17 protein-coding genes are annotated in these 17,487 nt (G+C 77.0%); 10 read left to right on the forward strand and 7 right to left on the reverse strand.

Annotated features, from left to right (window positions below):
* Positions 1-39: 39 nt before the first annotated feature.
* On the forward strand, positions 40-1,212 hold the full coding sequence (larC, locus tag ACI784_RS16915) for a nickel pincer cofactor biosynthesis protein LarC (protein ID WP_457014231.1): 1,173 nt from the start codon (positions 40-42) through the stop codon (positions 1,210-1,212).
* On the opposite strand, the gene ACI784_RS16920 is transcribed toward larC, so the two are convergent.
* Positions 1,197-2,315, reverse strand: a complete 1,119-nt coding sequence (locus ACI784_RS16920; protein ID WP_456922803.1) for an MFS transporter — start codon at positions 2,313-2,315, stop codon at positions 1,197-1,199. The genes larC and ACI784_RS16920 overlap by 16 nt on opposite strands.
* A gap of 329 nt (positions 2,316-2,644) precedes the next feature.
* Between ACI784_RS16920 and ACI784_RS16925 the strand changes: the two genes are divergently transcribed.
* Together ACI784_RS16925 and ACI784_RS16930 are read left to right on the forward strand one after the other, a co-directional pair.
* On the forward strand, positions 2,645-3,247 hold the full coding sequence (locus ACI784_RS16925) for a TMEM165/GDT1 family protein (RefSeq protein ID WP_456922804.1): 603 nt from the start codon (positions 2,645-2,647) through the stop codon (positions 3,245-3,247).
* A 130-nt stretch (positions 3,248-3,377) separates the two neighbouring features.
* Positions 3,378-4,826, forward strand: coding sequence for a diguanylate cyclase domain-containing protein (locus tag ACI784_RS16930; RefSeq protein ID WP_457014232.1), 1,449 nt, complete (start codon positions 3,378-3,380; stop codon positions 4,824-4,826).
* Here ACI784_RS16930 and ACI784_RS16935 read toward each other — a convergent pair.
* Positions 4,803-5,384: a TetR/AcrR family transcriptional regulator gene (locus ACI784_RS16935; protein WP_457014233.1), complete on the reverse strand. Its 582-nt coding sequence runs from the start codon at positions 5,382-5,384 to the stop codon at positions 4,803-4,805. The two genes, ACI784_RS16930 and ACI784_RS16935, sit on opposite strands and share 24 nt — an antisense overlap.
* Positions 5,385-5,452: 68 nt before the next feature.
* Between ACI784_RS16935 and ACI784_RS16940 the strand changes: the two genes are divergently transcribed.
* On the forward strand, positions 5,453-5,833 hold the full coding sequence (locus ACI784_RS16940) for a hypothetical protein (RefSeq protein ID WP_456922807.1): 381 nt from the start codon (positions 5,453-5,455) through the stop codon (positions 5,831-5,833).
* 163 nt (positions 5,834-5,996) lie between these two features.
* Here ACI784_RS16940 and ACI784_RS16945 read toward each other — a convergent pair whose 3' ends face one another.
* On the reverse strand, positions 5,997-6,914 hold the full coding sequence (locus ACI784_RS16945) for a haloalkane dehalogenase (protein WP_457014234.1): 918 nt from the start codon (positions 6,912-6,914) through the stop codon (positions 5,997-5,999).
* 11 nt (positions 6,915-6,925) lie between these two features.
* The gene (locus ACI784_RS16950; protein ID WP_456922809.1) at positions 6,926-7,516 is read right to left on the reverse strand and encodes a DinB family protein; all 591 of its coding nucleotides are present in this window, start codon (positions 7,514-7,516) and stop codon (positions 6,926-6,928) included.
* A 103-nt stretch (positions 7,517-7,619) separates the two neighbouring features.
* Between ACI784_RS16950 and ACI784_RS16955 the strand changes: the two genes are divergently transcribed.
* Positions 7,620-8,375 (forward strand): MerR family transcriptional regulator, encoded by a 756-nt coding sequence (locus ACI784_RS16955; RefSeq protein WP_457014235.1) that lies wholly within the window; start codon positions 7,620-7,622, stop codon positions 8,373-8,375.
* An 84-nt stretch (positions 8,376-8,459) separates the two neighbouring features.
* On the opposite strand, the gene ACI784_RS16960 is transcribed toward ACI784_RS16955, so the two are convergent.
* A complete protein-coding gene (locus tag ACI784_RS16960; RefSeq protein WP_457014236.1) occupies positions 8,460-9,254 on the reverse strand; it encodes a methyltransferase domain-containing protein in 795 nt (264 codons plus the stop codon).
* A gap of 99 nt (positions 9,255-9,353) precedes the next feature.
* On the opposite strand from ACI784_RS16960, the gene ACI784_RS16965 reads away from it, so the two are divergent.
* Positions 9,354-10,448 carry an FUSC family protein gene (locus ACI784_RS16965; RefSeq protein WP_457014237.1) on the forward strand — a complete coding sequence of 365 codons (1,095 nt, stop codon included), beginning with the start codon at positions 9,354-9,356 and terminating at the stop codon, positions 10,446-10,448.
* Positions 10,449-10,513: 65 nt separating this feature from the next.
* The gene (locus ACI784_RS16970; RefSeq protein ID WP_457014238.1) at positions 10,514-11,605 is read left to right on the forward strand and encodes an FUSC family protein; all 1,092 of its coding nucleotides are present in this window, start codon (positions 10,514-10,516) and stop codon (positions 11,603-11,605) included.
* 4 nt (positions 11,606-11,609) lie between these two features.
* Here the strand turns inward: ACI784_RS16970 and ACI784_RS16975 are convergent, their stop codons facing one another.
* Complete coding sequence (locus ACI784_RS16975; RefSeq protein WP_457014239.1) at positions 11,610-13,142, reverse strand: glycerol-3-phosphate dehydrogenase/oxidase; 1,533 nt, start codon at positions 13,140-13,142, stop codon at positions 11,610-11,612.
* A 15-nt stretch (positions 13,143-13,157) separates the two neighbouring features.
* Here ACI784_RS16975 and ACI784_RS16980 point away from each other — a divergent pair, with 15 nt between their 5' ends.
* Positions 13,158-14,864 carry an FAD-binding oxidoreductase gene (locus tag ACI784_RS16980; protein ID WP_457014240.1) on the forward strand — a complete coding sequence of 569 codons (1,707 nt, stop codon included), beginning with the start codon at positions 13,158-13,160 and terminating at the stop codon, positions 14,862-14,864.
* Positions 14,865-14,957: 93 nt separating this feature from the next.
* On the opposite strand, the gene ACI784_RS16985 is transcribed toward ACI784_RS16980, so the two are convergent.
* On the reverse strand, positions 14,958-15,566 hold the full coding sequence (locus ACI784_RS16985; RefSeq protein WP_457014241.1) for a hypothetical protein: 609 nt from the start codon (positions 15,564-15,566) through the stop codon (positions 14,958-14,960).
* A 132-nt stretch (positions 15,567-15,698) separates the two neighbouring features.
* Here ACI784_RS16985 and ACI784_RS16990 point away from each other — a divergent pair, with 132 nt between their 5' ends.
* Both ACI784_RS16990 and ACI784_RS16995 read left to right on the forward strand, forming a co-directional pair.
* Positions 15,699-16,166 (forward strand): DUF7144 family membrane protein, encoded by a 468-nt coding sequence (locus ACI784_RS16990; protein WP_456922817.1) that lies wholly within the window; start codon positions 15,699-15,701, stop codon positions 16,164-16,166.
* A 46-nt stretch (positions 16,167-16,212) separates the two neighbouring features.
* On the forward strand, positions 16,213-17,454 hold the full coding sequence (locus ACI784_RS16995) for an arginine deiminase (protein WP_456922818.1): 1,242 nt from the start codon (positions 16,213-16,215) through the stop codon (positions 17,452-17,454).
* The last annotated feature ends 33 nt before the right edge of the window (positions 17,455-17,487 follow it).

A 17,487-nucleotide genomic window follows, 5' to 3' on the forward strand; every position in this document is an offset into this window, starting at 1 on the left:
CACGGAACACCGCAGAAGCGCCCTCACTACGGTCTCAGCGTGATCGGTTGGCTGGACCTGGCGGCAGGGGCTTCCGGGGATCTCCTGTTGGGCGCGCTCGTCGACGCCGGGGTGCCGCTGGAGGTCCCGGCGACGGCCGTGGCCGCGCTGCCGGTCGAGCGCATCCGGCTGGTCACCGAGCAGGTGAGCCGGCACGGGCTGGGCGCCACGCGGGTGCACGTGCACGCCCCGCCGTCGGTGCGCACCCGCACCTGGGCCGACGTCCGCGACCTGCTCGCCGACGCCGACCTCGCCCCCGCGGTCCGGGACGGCGCGCTGGCGGTCTTCGAGCGGCTGGCGGTCGCCGAGGGCCGGGTGCACCGGATCGCGCCGGAGAGCGTCCACTTCCACGAGGTCGGGGCGCTGGACGCGCTGGCCGACGTCGTCGGGGTGGTCGCCGCGTTCGAGCACCTGGGCCTGGAGCGGCTCACCGCCTCCCCCGTCGCGCTGGGCAGCGGCGCGGCCCGCAGCGCGCACGGCGTGGTGCCGGTCCCGGCGCCCGCGGTGCTGGAACTGCTGGCCGGGGCGCCGGTGCACGCCGGCCCGGTGCCCGCGGAGGCCTGCACGCCCACGGGTGCCGCACTGCTGGCCGCCCGCGTGGACGAGTGGACGACGCTGCCGCCGATGCGGGTGCAGACGGTGGGCGTCGGCGCCGGTGCCCGCGACCCCGAGCAGCTGCCCAACGTCGTCCGGCTGGTGCTCGGGGAGCCCGAGCGGCCCACGCCGGCCTCGGCGGTGGTGCTGGAGGCCAACGTCGACGACCTGGACCCGCGGCTGTGGCCCGGCGTGCTCGACCGGCTGCTGGCGGCCGGCGCCCAGGACGCCTGGCTGACCCCGATCCTCATGAAGAAGGGGCGCCCGGCGCACACCCTGTCGGTGCTGTGCCCGCCCGACGCGGTCGACGAGCTGCGCGCGACGGTGTTCACCGCGACGTCCACGATCGGGCTGCGGGTGGTGCCGGTCGGCAAGGTGGCGCTGGAGCGGGCCTCGGCGTCGGTGGCGGTCCTCGGCGGCCGGGTGGGCGTGAAGCTCGCCGTCCTCGACGGGCGCGTGGTCAACGTCAGCGTGGAGTTCGACGACGTGGCCGCGCTGGCCGGGCGGCTCGCGGCGCCGGTCAAGGAGGTCCTGCGCGCGGCCACGGCCGCCGCCGAGGCGGCCTACCCCGTGCCCTGACCGGTGCCCGGCGGACGGCGCAGGCCCGCGGCGACCACCGGGACGACGGCGAGGACGGCGACCGCCACGCCCCCGAGACCGCCGAGCGCCCAGGCCGCGAACACCGGGAGCGAGGCCAGCTCGAGCCCGAGTCCCGCGACCGAGGTGATGGTCGCCCGGTGCGGACCGGTGATGCGGTGCTGCAGCCGCGCCTCCCCGACGACCAGCACGGCGATGTAGACGCCGTAGGCAGCGGCGAGCGCGACCAGCGCCGCCGGCCGGGCCCACAGTGCCGTGCCGACGAGCAGGAGCCCGGACAGCGCCAGCAGCGCCGGTAGCGCGCGGTCGGGGAGCCGCTCGGCCCGGCCGGCCAGGGCCCCGCCCAGCGCTCCGGCCAGCGCGGTGGCCAGGACGGCGAAGGGCACGGCCTCGGTGGACACGCCCCAGTCCGCGGCGAGGACGGGGAAGTACTCCTCGACCGCGTCCAGGCCGCCGAGGAGGGCGACCGCGAGCACGGTGAGCCGCAGACCCGGGCGCAGCGCCTCGGCCACGCCCTGCCGGAGCGGTACGTCCTCGCCCTCGTCGTCCTCGGCGACGTGCCGGGCCTCGGGGAAGCGGAGCGCGAGCGCGGCGGCGGCCAGGCACACCGCGACGCTGGCCCAGCCGACGGCCGGGTACCCGCCCACGGCGAACAGCGCGCTGGCCGCGGCCGCCGTCGGCACCTGCACCAGCAGCTCGGCGCCGGTCATCCAGCCGTTGACGCGGGTGTAGGCCGACTCGGCCCCGACCGCGGCCAGCCCGTCGTAGACGAGGGCCTCCGCGGCGCCGGACACCAGCGCGGAGGAGACGCCCCACAGCGCGAACCCGATGGCGAACGCCGGGGCGGCGGGGGCGGCGGTCCACACCGCGAAGGCGACCGCCTGGAGCACGCCACCGAGGACGACGACCCCACGCCGCGACCAGCGGTCGGCCAGGACGCCGGCCGGTACCTCGGTGAGCAGGCCGGTGACCGACCAGACGGCGAACAGCGCGGACACCTGGGCGCCGGAGAGCCCGGTGTCGAGGAAGAGCAGCGCGTAGAGCGGGTAGTACGGGACCAGCTCGGAGAGCGCGGCCCAGCCCACGGCCAGCCGGGCCAGCGGCCGGGCCGCGGGGGTCAGGGGGGCCGTGGACGGGCGTCAACGGAACGGCATGGCCCGACGCTAGTGCGACAGCTCACCCGTGCGCACCCGGATTCCCCCGGGAGGGCTCGGCTAGGCTGGCGGGCCGAGAAGGGGAGTAGCCCCCCGTCCGCTGGTCGACATGCTGGCGCACCACCCCGCGGTGGTCGCCCGGTCAGCGGGCCCACGCCCCCGGCGTGGGTGGGCGAGACCTTCGACCAGTGCAGTCCCGTGCTGCCGGTCGGAGGCGTACCCGCACCCGCCCGGCAGTGCCGAGCGGAAGAGAGAAACCCGTGCTGTCCCTGTCGGTCATCGCGACCGCGTTCATCCTCGTCCTGCCCGTCGAGCTGCCGGACAAGACGCTGTTCGCCAGCCTGGTGCTCGCCACCCGCTTCCCGCACTGGCCGGTGTTCATCGGGGTCGGCGCGGCGTTCGGCCTGCAGGTGGCGATCGCCGTCACCGCCGGCAGCCTGCTGTCGCTGCTCCCCGGCGCGCTGGTCAGCGGCGTGGTGGCGGTCCTCTTCCTGGTCGGCGCGGTGCTGCTGTGGCGCAGCGCGAACAGTGGCCCGGAGGACGCCGACGACGTCGCCGCCGGCCGCGAGGGGACGTCGTTCTTCCGCGCCGCGGCCATCTCCTTCGGCGTGCTGTTCGCCGCGGAGTGGGGAGACCTCTCCCAGCTGGCCACCGCCGGCCTCGCCGCCCGCCTGGACGCCCCCCTGTCGGTGTTCATCGGCGCCTGGGCCGCGCTGCTCACCGTGTCCGGGCTCGCGGTCTTCCTCGGCAAGAAGCTGGCCGACCGCCTGCCGATCGCGCTCATCCGGCGGGTGGCGGCCGGGCTGTTCCTGGTCTTCGCCGTCGTGGCCGCCGTCGAGACGGTACGCACGCTGGCATCCTGATACGAGAACACCCCGTCCGGGGGACGTCCGCCCGCGGTCTCTCAACCGGGGCGGCGCGGGCGTCGATGGGGTGGCAGGACGGCGAGAGGCGCCGGCCGTACCGGGACGACGCCGAGGAGCCGTGGGACCAGTGACCGAGCCAGCGGGCAGCCGCGCCGCGCTGCTGCACGAGCTGGAGGTCCTCGACGTCCGCCGAGACCCCGAGGTGGAGCGGGTGGTCCGCGTGGCCGCCGCCCTGACCCGGGCGCCCCGGGCGGCGGTGCACGTGCTGGACGACCGGGAGGAGCTCCGGCTGTCCCCGCACGGCTCCGGCGGCGGGGTCGCGCCGGGCGAGGCGTCCATCAGCGCCGTGCTGACCGGCTGGGGCCCGGGCGTGCACGCCTTCGAGGACCTCAGCGCCGATCCCCGCTTCGCGACCAACCCGTGGGTCGACGGCCGCCGCGCGCGGGTGCGCGGCTACGCCAGCGCCGCCCTGGTCATCGAGGGCACCACCGTCGGGACGCTGGCCGTGCTCGACGAGCAGCCGCACGCCTTCTCCGCCGACGACCGCGACCGCCTCGGCGACCTCGCCGACGTGATCGTGGGCATCGTGGAGCGGCGCCGCGCCGTCCGGCAGCTCGCCGACGTCGCCGCCGCCACCACGGTCGCCCGCCGGGACGCGGAGCGGGCGCACGCCGAGCTGGCCCGCTCGGAGGCCTTCGTCCGCGCGCTGCTCGAGGCGCTGCCCGTCGGCGTCGTCGCCGCCGACGCCGACGGCCGGGTGGTGCTGTTCAACGAGGTCAGCCGGCAGTGGCACGGGGCGGACGCCGACCCGCGGGTGGACGTCGCCGACTTCCCCGCCGCCTTCTCCCTCAGCGAGCCCGACGGGCGCCCGCTCGCCCCGCACCGCGTCCCGCTCACCCGCGTGTTCCGCGAGGACCGGATCGCCGACGTCGGGATGCGGATCGCGCCGGCCGGCGGCGCCGTCCGCGAGGTGCTGGCCTCCGGCACGTCGATCCGGGACGACGACGGGACACTCCTCGGTGCGGTGGTCGCCCTGGCCGACGTCACGGCGCAGCGGGAGCTGGAGCGGGCCCTGCGCGCCGCGGCGCTGCACGACCCCCTCACCGGCCTGCCCAACCGCGCCCTGCTGATGGACCGCCTCGGCCAGCTCCTGGAGCCCACGCGGCGGGCAGCAGAGCCGCTCGCCGTCCTGTTCTGCGACCTCGACGGCTTCAAGCCGGTCAACGACACCGCCGGCCACGCCGTCGGGGACGAGGTGCTGGTGCAGGCCGCCCGCCGGCTGCAGGCGGCGGTGCGCCCCGGCGACACCGTGGCGCGCCTGGGCGGCGACGAGTTCGTCGTGCTGTGCCCCGGGCTGGACTGCGCCCACGCGGCCCGGTCGGTGGCCGATCGCGTCACGGCGTCCTTCGACGCGCCCCTGACCGACGCGCGCGGTGGCCGGCACCGCGTCGGCGTGAGCGTCGGCGTCGCGGTCTGCGACGCCGGGGACACTCCCGAGACGGCGCTGGCCGCCGCCGACGCGGCGATGTACCGGGTGAAGAGCGCCCGGCGCTCAGCCCGCGCCGTTCCCGTCTGAGGCGGCCGGCGAGACCAGGGCCAGCCGGCCGACCAGGTCGCGCAGCCGGCCGTCGAGCTCCGGGGCGCCCGCCCCGGCCGCCCGCAGCGTCACCACCCCGTGCAGGGCCGTCCAGATGAGCAGCGCGTCGCCGCGGGCGTCCCGGCTGGCCGAGCGCCCGGCCTCCTGGCAGGCGGTGACGGCGTCGACCAGCACGTCGAAGGCGCCCGCTCCGCCGGGGACCTCCTGCCGCTGGAACATCGCCCGGTAGCGGGCAGGTGCGGTGAGGCCGGCCGTGACGTAGGCCCGGCACCCGGCCACCAGCCGCTCCACCGGGTCCTCGATCCCGGCCACCGACGTCTCGATCGCCGCGCGCAGCGCGAGGAAGCCCTCCTCGAGGACGGCGTCGACCAGGGCCCCCAGGTCGGCGAAGTGCCCGTACACCGCGGGCGCGGTCACCCCCGCCTCGCGGGCGACCGCACGCAGCGTCACGGCCTCCACCGAGCCGGTCCGCTCGATCAGCGCGGCGGCGGAGGCGACGAGGTCGGCGCGCAGGCGGCCGGGGGTCCGTGGGGGCACAAGGTCACTTTACATGCGTTAAGAAGGTGCCTAGCCTCTGGTGCTAAACGCATGTAAAGGAGGTTGTCGTGCCCCTCATCCCCGACCTGCCGTGGAAGGCCGAGACCGTCGGTGACGGTCCCGGCGTCGTCGTCCTCACCCAGCTGCACCTGCGCCGCTTCCGCGACGTCCCGGCGTTCCTGCGTGCCTCGCTGGCCATCCGGAAGCAGGCCATGCGCAGCCCGGGGGCGCGCTCGCTGTTCCTCCGGGCCCGGCCCCTGGCGCGCCACTTCACGACCGTGTCCTGGTGGGACGACCAGGCCGCGATGGTGGCCTTCGTCCGCACCGACCCGCACCGCTCGGCGATGCGCCGGTGGGGTCCGGAGATGAGGGCGTTCAGCAACCGGTCGTTCCCGGGCACCGCCGGCGTCGTCCCCACGGTGGCGGAGGCGGAGGCCCAGCCCGCCTGACCGGCGCCCCTGCGGGAGCCCGTCGGCACCCTGGACCCACAGGGCCAGACACCTCTCCGAGCGTGCTCCGGCTCTGAGTGCACCTGCACTCGGAGCCGGAGCACCGGAGGGGCACCCCCGGACCCGGCCGCGCACGCCCCCGGTCCGCGAGGCCCCGGACGGCTCAGCGCAGCGTCGGGATCCACTCGGCCAGCGCCCGGCCGATCTCGTGCGGCGAGTCCTCGGGCACGAAGTGCGCGCCCGGCACGGTGACCTCGGTCAGCGCCGCCCACTTGCGCACGAAGGCGCGCTGCCGGCCGACCAGGATCGACCCCGGGTCGGCGTTGAGGAACAGCTTCGGCACGTCGCAGGTGCGCAGCCACTGCCCGTACCGGGCGACGACGTCGCGGACCTTCGGCGGCACGTTCTCCAGCGGGATCTGACGGGGCCACTCCAGCGTCGGCCAGCGGTCCTCGGGGGTGCGGAAGGGCTGCCGGTACCGCTCGTGCGCCTCGGGGCTCAGCCCGCGGGCGACCGAGGCGGGCAGGATCCGCTCGACGAAGGCGTTCTTCTCCAGCACCGCCGCCGGACCGTCGGGGCCGCGCATGGTGCGGAAGAGGCGTCGCGCGTCCGCCGGCCAGTCCGCCCAGGTCAGCGGGGTCACGATCGCCTCGGTGAAGGCGAGCCCACGGACCGCGCCGGGGTGCCGGTGCGCCCAGTCGAAGCCCAGCGCGGAGCCCCAGTCGTGCATCACGAAGACGACCCGCTCGGTGGCGCCGACCTCGGCGAGGAATCGCTCCAGGAACCCGGCGTGGGCGGCGAAGGAGTACGTGCCGGGCCCGGGGTCGGGCAGCTTGTCCGACTCCCCCATGCCGATGAGGTCCGGCGCCAGGCAGCGGCCCAGGTGCTGCACGTGCGGCAGCACGTTGCGCCACAGGTAGGACGACGTCGGGTTGCCGTGCAGGAAGACGATGTCGTTCCCGCCCGCCCCGCGCTCCCCCACCTCGACGTAGGCCATCTGGAGGGTGCCGTCGGCCCGCCGGTCCACCCGCACGCGCTTGCGGGGGAAGGGGTCCTCGGGCGAGACGTCGTCGGTGGCCATGCCTGCGATCCTCACGCATCCACCGGAGGGCCACCCGTCGGGCCCGGCGCCGTGCGGCCGGCCGCCTGTCGCGCCGCCGTCTCGATGCGGTCGCGGAAGGCCGCCCACTCCGCGTCGCTGCGCTCGGGCAGGTTGGGGTTGGCCGCGGTCATCCCGGCCGCGCCGTCGATGGACTCCCGGACGACGTCGGCGTGCCCGGCGTGCCGGGCGGTCTCCACGCACATGTGCACCAGCAGGGTGTGCAGCGTCGGGTGCCGCCGCTCCTCCGGCCACCACGGCACCTCGCCGACGGCGTCCAGCGGCAGCGCCTCGATGGTCGCGTCGGCGTGCGCCGCCGAGAACCGGTACAGCTCCACGACGTCCTCGCGGCGCTCGTCGGGGCGGGCCCACATGTCGGCGTCGTCCTCACCGCCGTCGTCCCACGGGCAGGGCCGGCCGCTGGGCCGGCCGAGCACCTCCCCGAAGTAGCCGAGCTGCACGTAGGCGACGTGCTTGACCAGGCCGAGCAGGTTGGTGCCGGTGCGCGTCATCGACCGCCGGACGGCGTACTCGTCGAGGCCGTCGAGCTTGCCGAGCAGAGAAAGGACCCGCCTGCCCCCCACGCCTCGCGAGCTCGGCGAGGGCCCTGCAGGCGGGCCGACGGATCGCGCTTGACCCTGACGCGACGTCAGGCTGTCCACTCGTCCACGTCGGAGAGGAGGGACCGTGAACGTGGGAGAGGTGGCTGCCCTGGCCGGGGTCACGGTGCGCACGCTGCACCACTACGACCGGATCGGGCTGCTGTCGCCGTCCGGGCGGACGTCGGCCGGCTACCGCCGGTACTCGCCGGCCGACCTGGACCGACTGCACCGGGTGCTGGTCTACCGCGAGCTCGGCTTCCCCCTCGAGGAGGTCGCGACGCTGCTGGACGACCCGTCGGCCGACCCCGCCGAGCACCTGCGCCGCCAGCACCGGCTGCTGCGGGACCGGCTGGAGCGGACGCGGGCGATGGTCGCGGCCGTCGAGAAGGAGATGGAGGCGAGGGCGATGGGGATCTCGTTGACCCCCGAGGAGCGGTTCGAGGTGTTCGGCGAGCACGACCCGGCGCAGTACGAGGCCGAGGCCGAGGAGCGCTGGGGCGACACCGCGGCGTGGGCGGAGTCGCAGCGGCGCACGCGGGGCTACGCGAAGGAGGACTGGCTGCGGGTGAAGGGCGAGATGGCCGACATCGGCGACCGGTGGGTGGCGGTGCTGCGGTCGGGCGCGGCGCCGGACTCGGAGCAGGCGATGGACGTCGCGGAGGACGACCGGCAGCACATCAGCCGGAACTTCTACGAGTGCTCGCCCGAGATGCACGCCGCCCTGGGGCGCATGTACGTCGAGGACCCGCGGTTCACGGCCACGTACGAGGCGATGGCCCCCGGGCTGGCGCGGTACGTGAGCACCGCCGTCCAGGCCAACGCCGCCCGCCAGGGGGCGTGAGCCCGCGCCCTGCGGGCGTTCCACGTGCAACCGCGGTCCTGCCGGACCCGCAGAGGACGAGGGACGCCCGCAGAGCCGCCTGGCTCAGAGCCGGATCAGCAGCTCGCCGTGCATCATCCCCAGCCAGCCGTCGTCCGCCCCGGCCCAGCGCAGCCACGCGGCGGCGACCCCCTCGAGCTCGTCGGGGGTGGCCAGCCCGTAGGCGACCGCCTGCTCCGCGAACGCCGACGCCGTCGCGCGGCCGGCCCAGGAGGTGCCCCACCACTGCCGTTCGGCCGGCGAGGCGTAGCACCAGGACGACGCCGTCGCGGTGACGTCGCGCAGCCCCGCGGCGTGCGCCCAGGCCAGCAGCCGGCGTCCGGCGTCGGGCTCGGCCGCGTTGTGGCGGGCGACGGCGTGGTAGAGCTCCAGCCACCGGTCCAGGCCCGCGTCGGCGGGGAACCAGGTGAACGTGGCGTGGTCGACGTCCCGGACGGCGACCACCCCGCCCGGCCGGCACACCCGCGCCATCTCCCGCAGCGCGGCGACCGGGTCGGTGAGGTGCTGGAGCACCTGGTGGGCGTGGACGACGTCGAAGGAGTCGTCGGGCGCGTCGAGGGCGTAGCCGTCGCCGACCGCGAAGGTCACGTCGACCCCGGCCGCGGCCGCCGCCGCGCGGGCCTCCTCGAGCGGTGCCGGCGAGAGGTCCAGCCCGACCACCCGCCCCGGGGCCACGCGGGCGGCGAGGTCGACGGTGATCGTGCCCGGGCCGCAGCCCACGTCGAGCAGGTCGAGTCCGGGTCGCAGGTGCGGCAGCAGGTGCGGAGCGGAGTTCTCCGCGGTGCGCCAGCGGTGGGACTGCAGGACGGAGTCGGCGTGCCCGTGCGTGTAGGTGTCCACGGGCCCAGCCTGCACCGCCGCGTCCACATGGTGGAACTGGCTTCTCACGTGATGGGACGGTCTGGCCCGGGGTGCAGGCGGTTGCGAGGCTGGGGACCCGTGACGTCCCTGCGTGCGCTGCTGCGCGACTCGACGGTCCAGCGCGGGATCCGCGCGGCGATCGCGGCGGGGCTGGCCTGGCAGGTCGCCGTGCTGCTCCCGGCGCCGTTCCCGGCCTACGCGTACTACGCGCCGCTCGGCGCGATCATCGCCGTCCACCCCACCATCGCCGACTCGGCCAGCGCCTCCTGGCGGACCGTGCTCGCGATCCTCCTGGGCGCGGGGCTCGCCACGGGCGTCGCCGCGCTCCCCGGCCACCTCCCGACGGCGCTGACGCTGGCGACGCTGGTCGCGGTGGCCGTGGCGCTCGAGCGGTGGCGGGTGCTCGGCGAGGGCGCCGGCTGGGTGAGCGTCGCCGCCGTCTTCACCCTCACCATCGGCACCAGCGGCGACGCCTCCGACTTCGTCCTCGCCTACGCCGGGCTGGTGCTGCTCGGCGCGGCGATCGGGGTGCTGGTGACCACGGCGCTGTTCCCTCCGCTGCAGCTGACCCGTGCCACCGCCCAGATCACCCGCACCCGGCACCTGGTCGCCGAGCACCTGAGCCGGACCGCCGCCGAGCTGCGCGCCGACCGGACCCCCACGACCGAAGACGAGCGGGCCCACGGCGCCGCCCTGCGCGCCGCCCTCGACGCGATGCGCGACGCCGAGCGGACGGTCGAGCGCGCTCGGCGCGCGAACCCGCGGGCCCGCCGCTGGCAGGAGCCGGCCGCGCGCATCCGGGACGAGTCCCGCGCCCTGGACCGCGTCGCGGTCCTGCTCGACGACGTCACCGCCCTGGTGGCGGAGTACCAGCCGCACCTGCGCGGCGGTGAGCGGCCTGACCTGGGCACCGCCCGGCGCCTCGCCGACGCCCTCGAGGGCCTGGCCGGGGTGGTCCGGACGCCGTACCACGCCGCGGACGCGGTCCGGCCCGACGACCGCGACCACCGGGTCCAGGTCGCCGGCGAGGCGCTGACCGCCCTCGTCGACCGGCTGCGGGCCACCACGCTCGACGAGGACCCGGGCCTGCTCGCCCTGAGCGCGGTGGCGGTCGGGGTGGAGCGGGCACTCGCGGCGCTGGACGCACTGCCCGGGGAGGAGCCGGCGGACTGAACCGCGACCAGCGTCACCCTCCCCCGGCCCGCGCCCGGGGCGGGCAACGGTCATCCTGGGTCCCCGTGGGGATCCTCTGGGCGCAGCTGCGCCGGCCGGCCGTGCAGCGGGGCGTGCGTGCGGCCGTCGCGGCCGGGCTGGCCTGGCAGGCCGCCGGCCTGCTCCCCCCGATGCTGTCGGACTACGCGTACTACGCCCCGCTGGGCGCGGTCATCGCCGTCCACCCCACGATCGCCGACTCGGCCAGCGCCGCCTGGCGCAGCGTGCTGGCGATCCTCACCGGCTTCGGGCTGGCCGTCGCGGTCTACGAGCTCACCCGCCCGGTGCCCAGCGCCCTGACCATCGCGCTGATCGTGGCGCTGGCGATCGCCGTCGAGCAGTGGGGGCTGTGGCGCGAGCAGGCCAGCTGGGTCAGCTTCGCCGCCGTCCTCATGCTCACGGTGGGCCTCGACGACCCCGACGCCTACGTGCTGCGCTACGCGGGCCTGACGCTGCTGGGTGCGGCGATCGGCGTCCTGGTCACCACCGTGCTGTTCCCGCCCCTGCAGCTGACCAACGCCGTCGAGCAGATCACCCGCACCCGCCAGGCGCTCGCCGACCACCTGCGCGAGATCGCGGCGACTCTGCACGAGGGCCGGGTGCCCGACGCCGCCGAGTGGGCCCGCCGGGCCGGGCGGCTGGACCGGGAGCTGGACCGGATGCGCGCGGCCGAGGCCCAGGTGGAGCGGGCGCGCCGAGCCAACCCGCGGGCCCGCCGGTGGCGGGGCCGGGCGGCGGGCATCCGCGCCGAGTCCCGGGCGGTGGACCGCGTCGCCGTCCTCGTCGACGACCTCATCTCGCTGGTCGTGGAGTTCCAGCCGCACCGCCGGGCCGTCGACCACGTGGACGCCGGCACCGGCCGGGCGCTCGCCGACGCCCTCGACGGCCTGGCCGGCGTGGTCGCCACCCCGTACCACCGCGCGGACGGGACGACGCCCGACGAGCGGGACGGCCGCATCGCGACTGCCACCGCCGCGCTCGACCGGCTGGTCGCGCTGCTGCGCACCGCGACGGTCTCCGACGAGGAGGGGTTCTTCGCCATGGGCGCGGTGGCGGTCGGCGTCCGGCGCGGGCTGACCGCCCTGGACGTGCACGCGCGCCGGCAGCCGGCCGCCTGAGCGGTCAGAGTTCGTCGGCGAGCACCCGCTGGGCCACCGGGACGGCGCGCTCGCGGTCGGCCGGCACCAGGCCGATCCGCACCCGGCGGTCCAGCAGGTCGGCCACGGTCCGCGCACCCTCGGCCCGGACCGCGAACCGCAGCTCCCCGAGCGTCTCCGGCCGCCCCGCCACCACCGGGTCGGCGCCGAGCCCCGCGACGACCGGCGCCTCGGTGCCGTACCGCGCGACCAGCCGCTGCGGCGCCTCGACCCGGTCCAGCGCGCGGCGCGGGGCGGCACCGACCAGCGGCAGGCGGGCGGTGTCCGACCGGCGGGCGCCGCGGCCGAGCCGCGTCACCACGGCGTCGACGGCCTGCTCGGCCATGGCGCGGTAGGTGGTCAGCTTGCCGCCGACGAGGGTGAGGACGGGTCCGTCCCAGCGCAGCAGGTGCCGCCGGGAGAGGTCGGCGGTCGCGTTCCCGGGGCCGGCGCCGGCCGAGGCGGGCAGCACCAGCGGCCGCAGCCCGGCGTAGGCGCCCACCACGTCGGCGCGGGTCAGCGGCTCGGCGAGCACCTGGTTGACCGTGTCCAGCAGGTGCGTCACCTCGGCGTCGTCGGGCACCGGGTCCTCGTCGCCGGCCGGGCCGGGCACCGGCTCGTCGGTGAGCCCCAGGTACACCAGCCCGTCCGGCTGCGGCAGCGCGAAGACGTACCGCGACCGCGATCCGGGCAGCGGCACGGTCAGCGCCGCCGACGGCGAGCCCAGCCGCGCGGCCGGGACCACCAGGTGCGACCCGCGGGACGGCACGAGGCGCACCCCGGGGGCCAGGCGCTGCGCCCAGACGCCGGTCGCGTTGACGACCACGCCGGCCCGCAGTGACAGCGCCTCCCCGTCGTCGGTCTCCACGTGCACGTCGGCGCCGTCCACCGCCCGGACCGCCGCGCCGGTCAGCACCCGCGCCCCGCACTCGGCCGCCGTCCGGGCCAGGGCGACCACCAGCCGGGCGTCGTCGGTGAGCTGGCCGTCCCAGAACACCAGCCCGCCGCGGCGCCCGCGCACGCCCGGGGTCAGCCGGGCCAGCTCGGCGGCGTCCACCCGGCGGGTGCCCGGCAGCGAGCCGCGCCCGCCGGGCACCGACGTCCGGACGGCGTCCCCCAGCCGGCCCCCGACACCGGCCAGCGCGCTGGCGGCGCGCCCGGCCGCGTCGGGCACGAGGAAGGCCAGCGGGCGCACCAGGTGGGGGGCGGTCGCCCCCATGAGGACGGCGCGCTCGCGGGCGCTCTCCCGCGCCAGCGCGAACTCGCCGTGGGCCAGGTAGCGGAGCCCGCCGTGCACCAGCTTCGACGACCAGCGGCTGGTGCCCGCGGCGAGGTCGGTGCGCTCCAGCAGCGCGACCGACAGCCCCCGAGAGGCGGCGTCGAGGGCCACGCCGGCGCCGGTCACGCCGCCGCCGACGACCACCACGTCGACCCAGCCGCCGGCCACGGCGTCGAGGTCCGCGACCCGGCGTGCGGCGGAGAGCACACCGGCGCCGTCGGCAGGTCCCCCGCTGCGCACCGGCAGACTGTAGCCGTGCCGGATCAGCCCGAACTGACGATCCAGGGCTGGGGCGCCCCCACCCGCCCCCGCGACGCGACGGTGGCCGTCGGGCGGGACGGCGAGGAGGGCACGCTCGAGCTCGCGCCCTTCCCGCCGCTGGCCGAGGTGCTGCCCAAGGCCGCCCGCAAACACCTGGCCCGGGAGCTGGACTGGACGCCGCGGCCCACCCCGCCGGTCCCGGTGGGCGAGGTCCGGCTGGCGCCCTCCCGGCTGGCCGAGGAGTGCCGGCTGCGGCTGGTCGAGCTGCTCGGCGAGGAGCACGTGCGCACCGACCGCGACAGCCGGCTGCGGCACGCCGGCGGCAAGAGCTACCTGGACCTGCTGCGCCGTCGGGAGGGCGACGCCTCCGACGCCCCCGACGCCGTCGTCGCCCCCGCCAGCACCGCGGAGACCGCCGCGCTGCTGGCGCTGTGCAGCGAGATGGGTGTCGTCGTCGTGCCCTTCGGCGGCGGCACCAGCGTGGTCGGCGGGCTCTCGGGCGTCGACGCCGACGACCGGCCGTCGATCTCGGTCGACCTGGCCCGCATGGCGGAGGTGACCGGCCTCGACGTGCCGTCGTCCCTCGTCACCGTCGGGCCCGGGATGCGCGGGCCGGCGCTGGAGGAGCACCTGGGCGGGCACGGCCTCACCCTCGGCCACCTGCCGCAGAGCTGGGAGTTCGCCACCCTCGGCGGCTACGCGGCGACCCGGTCGGCGGGGCAGGCGTCCACCGGGCTGGGCCGCTTCGACGACCTCGTGGCCGGGCTGACGCTGGCCACGCCCACCGGCGTGCTGGAGCTCGGGCACCCGCCGGCCTCGGCGGCCGGGCCGGACCTGCTCGGCCTCGCGCTGGGCTCCGAGGGCGCGCTCGGCATCATCACCGAGCTGCGGCTGCGAGTGCGGCCCAGGACGCGGGCCGGCCGCTACGAGGGCTGGTCGTTCCGCTCGTGGGCGGCAGGGCTCGCCGCGCTGCAGCGGCTGGCGCGCCACGACCTGCTCCCCGACGTCGTCCGGCTGTCCGACCCCGACGAGACCCGGGCCAGCCTGCTGATGAGCGGCGGGGCCGGCGCGCGGGCCCTGCGCGGCTCGCTGCGCGCCCGGCGGCGCGGCGCCGGCTGCCTGCTCGTGGTCGGCTGGGAGGGGCTGCCGCAGCTGGTGCGGGCCCGCACGCAGGCCGCGGCGTCCGTGCTGCGGGACGGCGGGGCCGTGCGGGTCGGCCGGCGGGTCGGCGAGTCGTGGCGGAAGCACCGCTTCGGCGCGCCCTACCTGCGCGACTCGCTGATGGACGCCGGCCTGCTGGTCGAGACCCTGGAGACGGCGGCCACCTGGTCCGAGCTGCCGGGGGTCTACGACGCCGTCCGCCGGGCGCTGCGCGAGTCGCTCGGCAGCCGGGGCCGGACGCCGCTGGTGCTCAGCCACGTCTCGCACGGCTACGCCACCGGGGCCTCGCTGTACGTCACCGTGCTGGCCGACCGCGACGACGACCTCCCCATCCAGCAGTGGCTGGTCGCCAAGCGGGCGGTGACCGACGCGCTGGTGGCCGCCGGCGGCACCCTCACCCACCACCACGCCGTGGGCGCCGACCACCGCCCGTGGCTGGAGCGCGAGATCGGCCCGCTCGGCGTCGACGTGCTGCGGGCGGTCAAGCAGCGACTGGATCCGCGCGGCGTCTGCAACCCCGGCGTCCTGCTGCCCGACTGAAGCGACTCGCACCTGGCCCGGGTGCCCGAGGAGACGGCCACCCGCCCCCGCCGGAAGCGCTCGGCGCCGAGGTCCGCCTGACACCGCCGCAGGTCAGCCGTCCGGCAGGTGCACCGTCGTCGTCACCCGGGCCAGGCTCGGCGCCGGCGGCACCGAGCCGAACCCGAAGGTGACCGGCGGCCGCACCCGGGTGAGCGCCCCCAGCGGCGCGCCGTCCCACACGGCCTGGGCCGCCGTCACCGTGTGCAGGTCCTGGACCCCGTACCACTCGGTGCGCCCGTTGCCGGCCGAACCGGTCGTCCGCAGCCCGGCGAGCACCCGGGCCGGCCGGTCGAGCAGCCCCACCCACGCCGGGGCGCGGGCCAGGGGCGCGGGGACGGCGCGCAGCAGCCACCCGAGCGGCGACCGGCGCCCGGTGCGGGCCCACAGCCGCAGCGGGCCGGCCGTCACCGTCCAGGTCGCGGCGTCCGGCCGGGCCACGACCACGTCGGCCGGCAGCACCTCGTCGAAGGTGTACGTCGCGGCGATGAAGTCGCCGGCCGCGGACGACGGGGCGAGCAGCACCCGGGTGCCGTCGGGGCGCTGCACCATGACGTCGGACAGCGGCCCGAACGGGGACCGGGGCCAGTGCCCGACGACCAGCCGGGTGCCCGACGTCGTGCCGACGCCGAGGATCCAGCCGTCGAACCGGAGGCGGGCCACCGGTCGAGCATGCCCGGCCACTCGGCCGGGTGGGACGGCGCATCGTCCGTTCCGCATGAGGCGCCCGGCCCCCGTCGCCCGCGAGGCTCGGCCCATCGGGCGGGGCGGTCCTGCCCGGGAGGAGGCAGCGCCATGGCGAGCGCAGGCCAGGAGCACTGGGAGGCGAACTGGCAGGCCGAGGCCCACGTCGGCCGCTACGGCTCCGGTGACCGGGCGACCGGCTGGGCGGCGTGGGTCACCTTCGCCGCCGTCCTGCTCGTGCTGATCGGCCTCTTCTCGGTGATGGAGGGGGTCACGGCACTCCTCAACGACGACTTCTACCTGGTCCGGTCCACCGCGCTCGTCGTCACCGCCGACTACGCCCTCTGGGGCTGGCTGCACGTCATCCTGGGCATCGCCGCGATCGTCGTGGGCGCGGGCGTGCTGCACGGCAGCCGCTTCGCCCGCATGGCGGCGGTCGTGTTCGCCGCCGTCAGCGCGCTCGTGCACCTGGCGTTCCTCCCGGCCTACCCGGTCTGGTCGGCGCTGGTGATCGCGTTCGACGTGCTGGTGATCTACGCCCTCACCGTGCGCGCGGAGGAGGTCGCCACCCTGCGGTGACGGCGGACGGGCGGCCCCGGGGCGCCGCCTGTGCCAGCCTCGCCCCATGACCGCCGTCGAGACCGCCGTCGAGACCGCCGTCCCGGGCGCGACCAGCGAGGTCGGGCCGCTGCGGACGGTGCTGCTGCACCGCCCGGGCGCCGAGCTGCGCCGGCTGACCCCGCGCAACAACGACCAGCTGCTGTTCGACGGCGTCCCGTGGGTGCGGCGGGCGCAGGACGAGCACGACGCGTTCGCCGCGGAGCTGACCGCGCGCGGGGTGGAGGTGCTGTACCTGGACCGGCTGCTGGCCGAGGTGCTGACCGTCCCCGCGGCGCGGCACGAGCTCGTCACCGCCGCGGTCGACGACCCGCGGCTGGGGGCCACGCTGAAGCGGACCGCCGCCGCGCACCTGGCCGACCTCTCCCCCACCGACCTCGCCGCGGCCCTCATCGCCGGGCTGGCGCACGACGAGCTGCCCGGCGCCCGCGGCCTGTCCTTCGAGCTGATGGGCCGCGGCGACTTCGTCGTCCGGCCGCTGCCGAACCTGCTGTTCACCCGTGACTCGTCGGTGTGGGTCGGCGACCAGGTCGCCGTCACGTCGCTCGCGATGCCCGCCCGGCACCGCGAGAGCACGATCACCGCCGCGATCTACGCCCACCACCCACGGTTCGCCGGCGCCGAGCAGCTCTACGACGCCTCCCTGGAGCACCTCGAGGGCGGGGACGTGCTGCTCCTCGCCCCCGGGGTCGTGGCCGTGGGCGTGGGCGAGCGGACGACGGCCGGCGGGGCGGAGCGGCTGGCCCGGCGGGCCTTCGCCCGCGGGCTGGCGCACACCGTGCTGGTGGTCCCCATCGCGCAGGAGCGGGCGACGATGCACCTGGACACCATCGCGACGATGGTCGACGTCGACGCGTTCGTCATGTACCCCGCGGTCGCCGACTCCCTGGTGGCCTGGACGGTCACCGCCGGGGACGAGCCGCCGGACGACGACGACACCACGGACCTCGCCGTCCGCGGTCCCGCGCCGTTCCTCGAGGCGGCGGCCGCGGCGATGGGGATCGACCGGCTGCGGCTGATCGACACCGGCCTGGACCCGGTCACCGCCGAGCGCGAGCAGTGGGACGACGGCAACAACACCCTCGCGCTGGCCCCGCGGCTGACCGTGGCCTACGAGCGCAACACCGTCACCAACGCCGCGCTGGAGGCCGCCGGGATCGAGGTGGTCCGGATCGCCGGCTCGGAGCTCGGCAGCGGCCGCGGCGGCCCGCGGTGCATGTCGTGCCCGGTGTCGCGGGTCCCGCTCTGACCGTCGGCGCGGCCGGGTCACCCGCTGGCGGGC

This window comes from Geodermatophilus sp. SYSU D01186 (genome assembly GCF_054050215.1).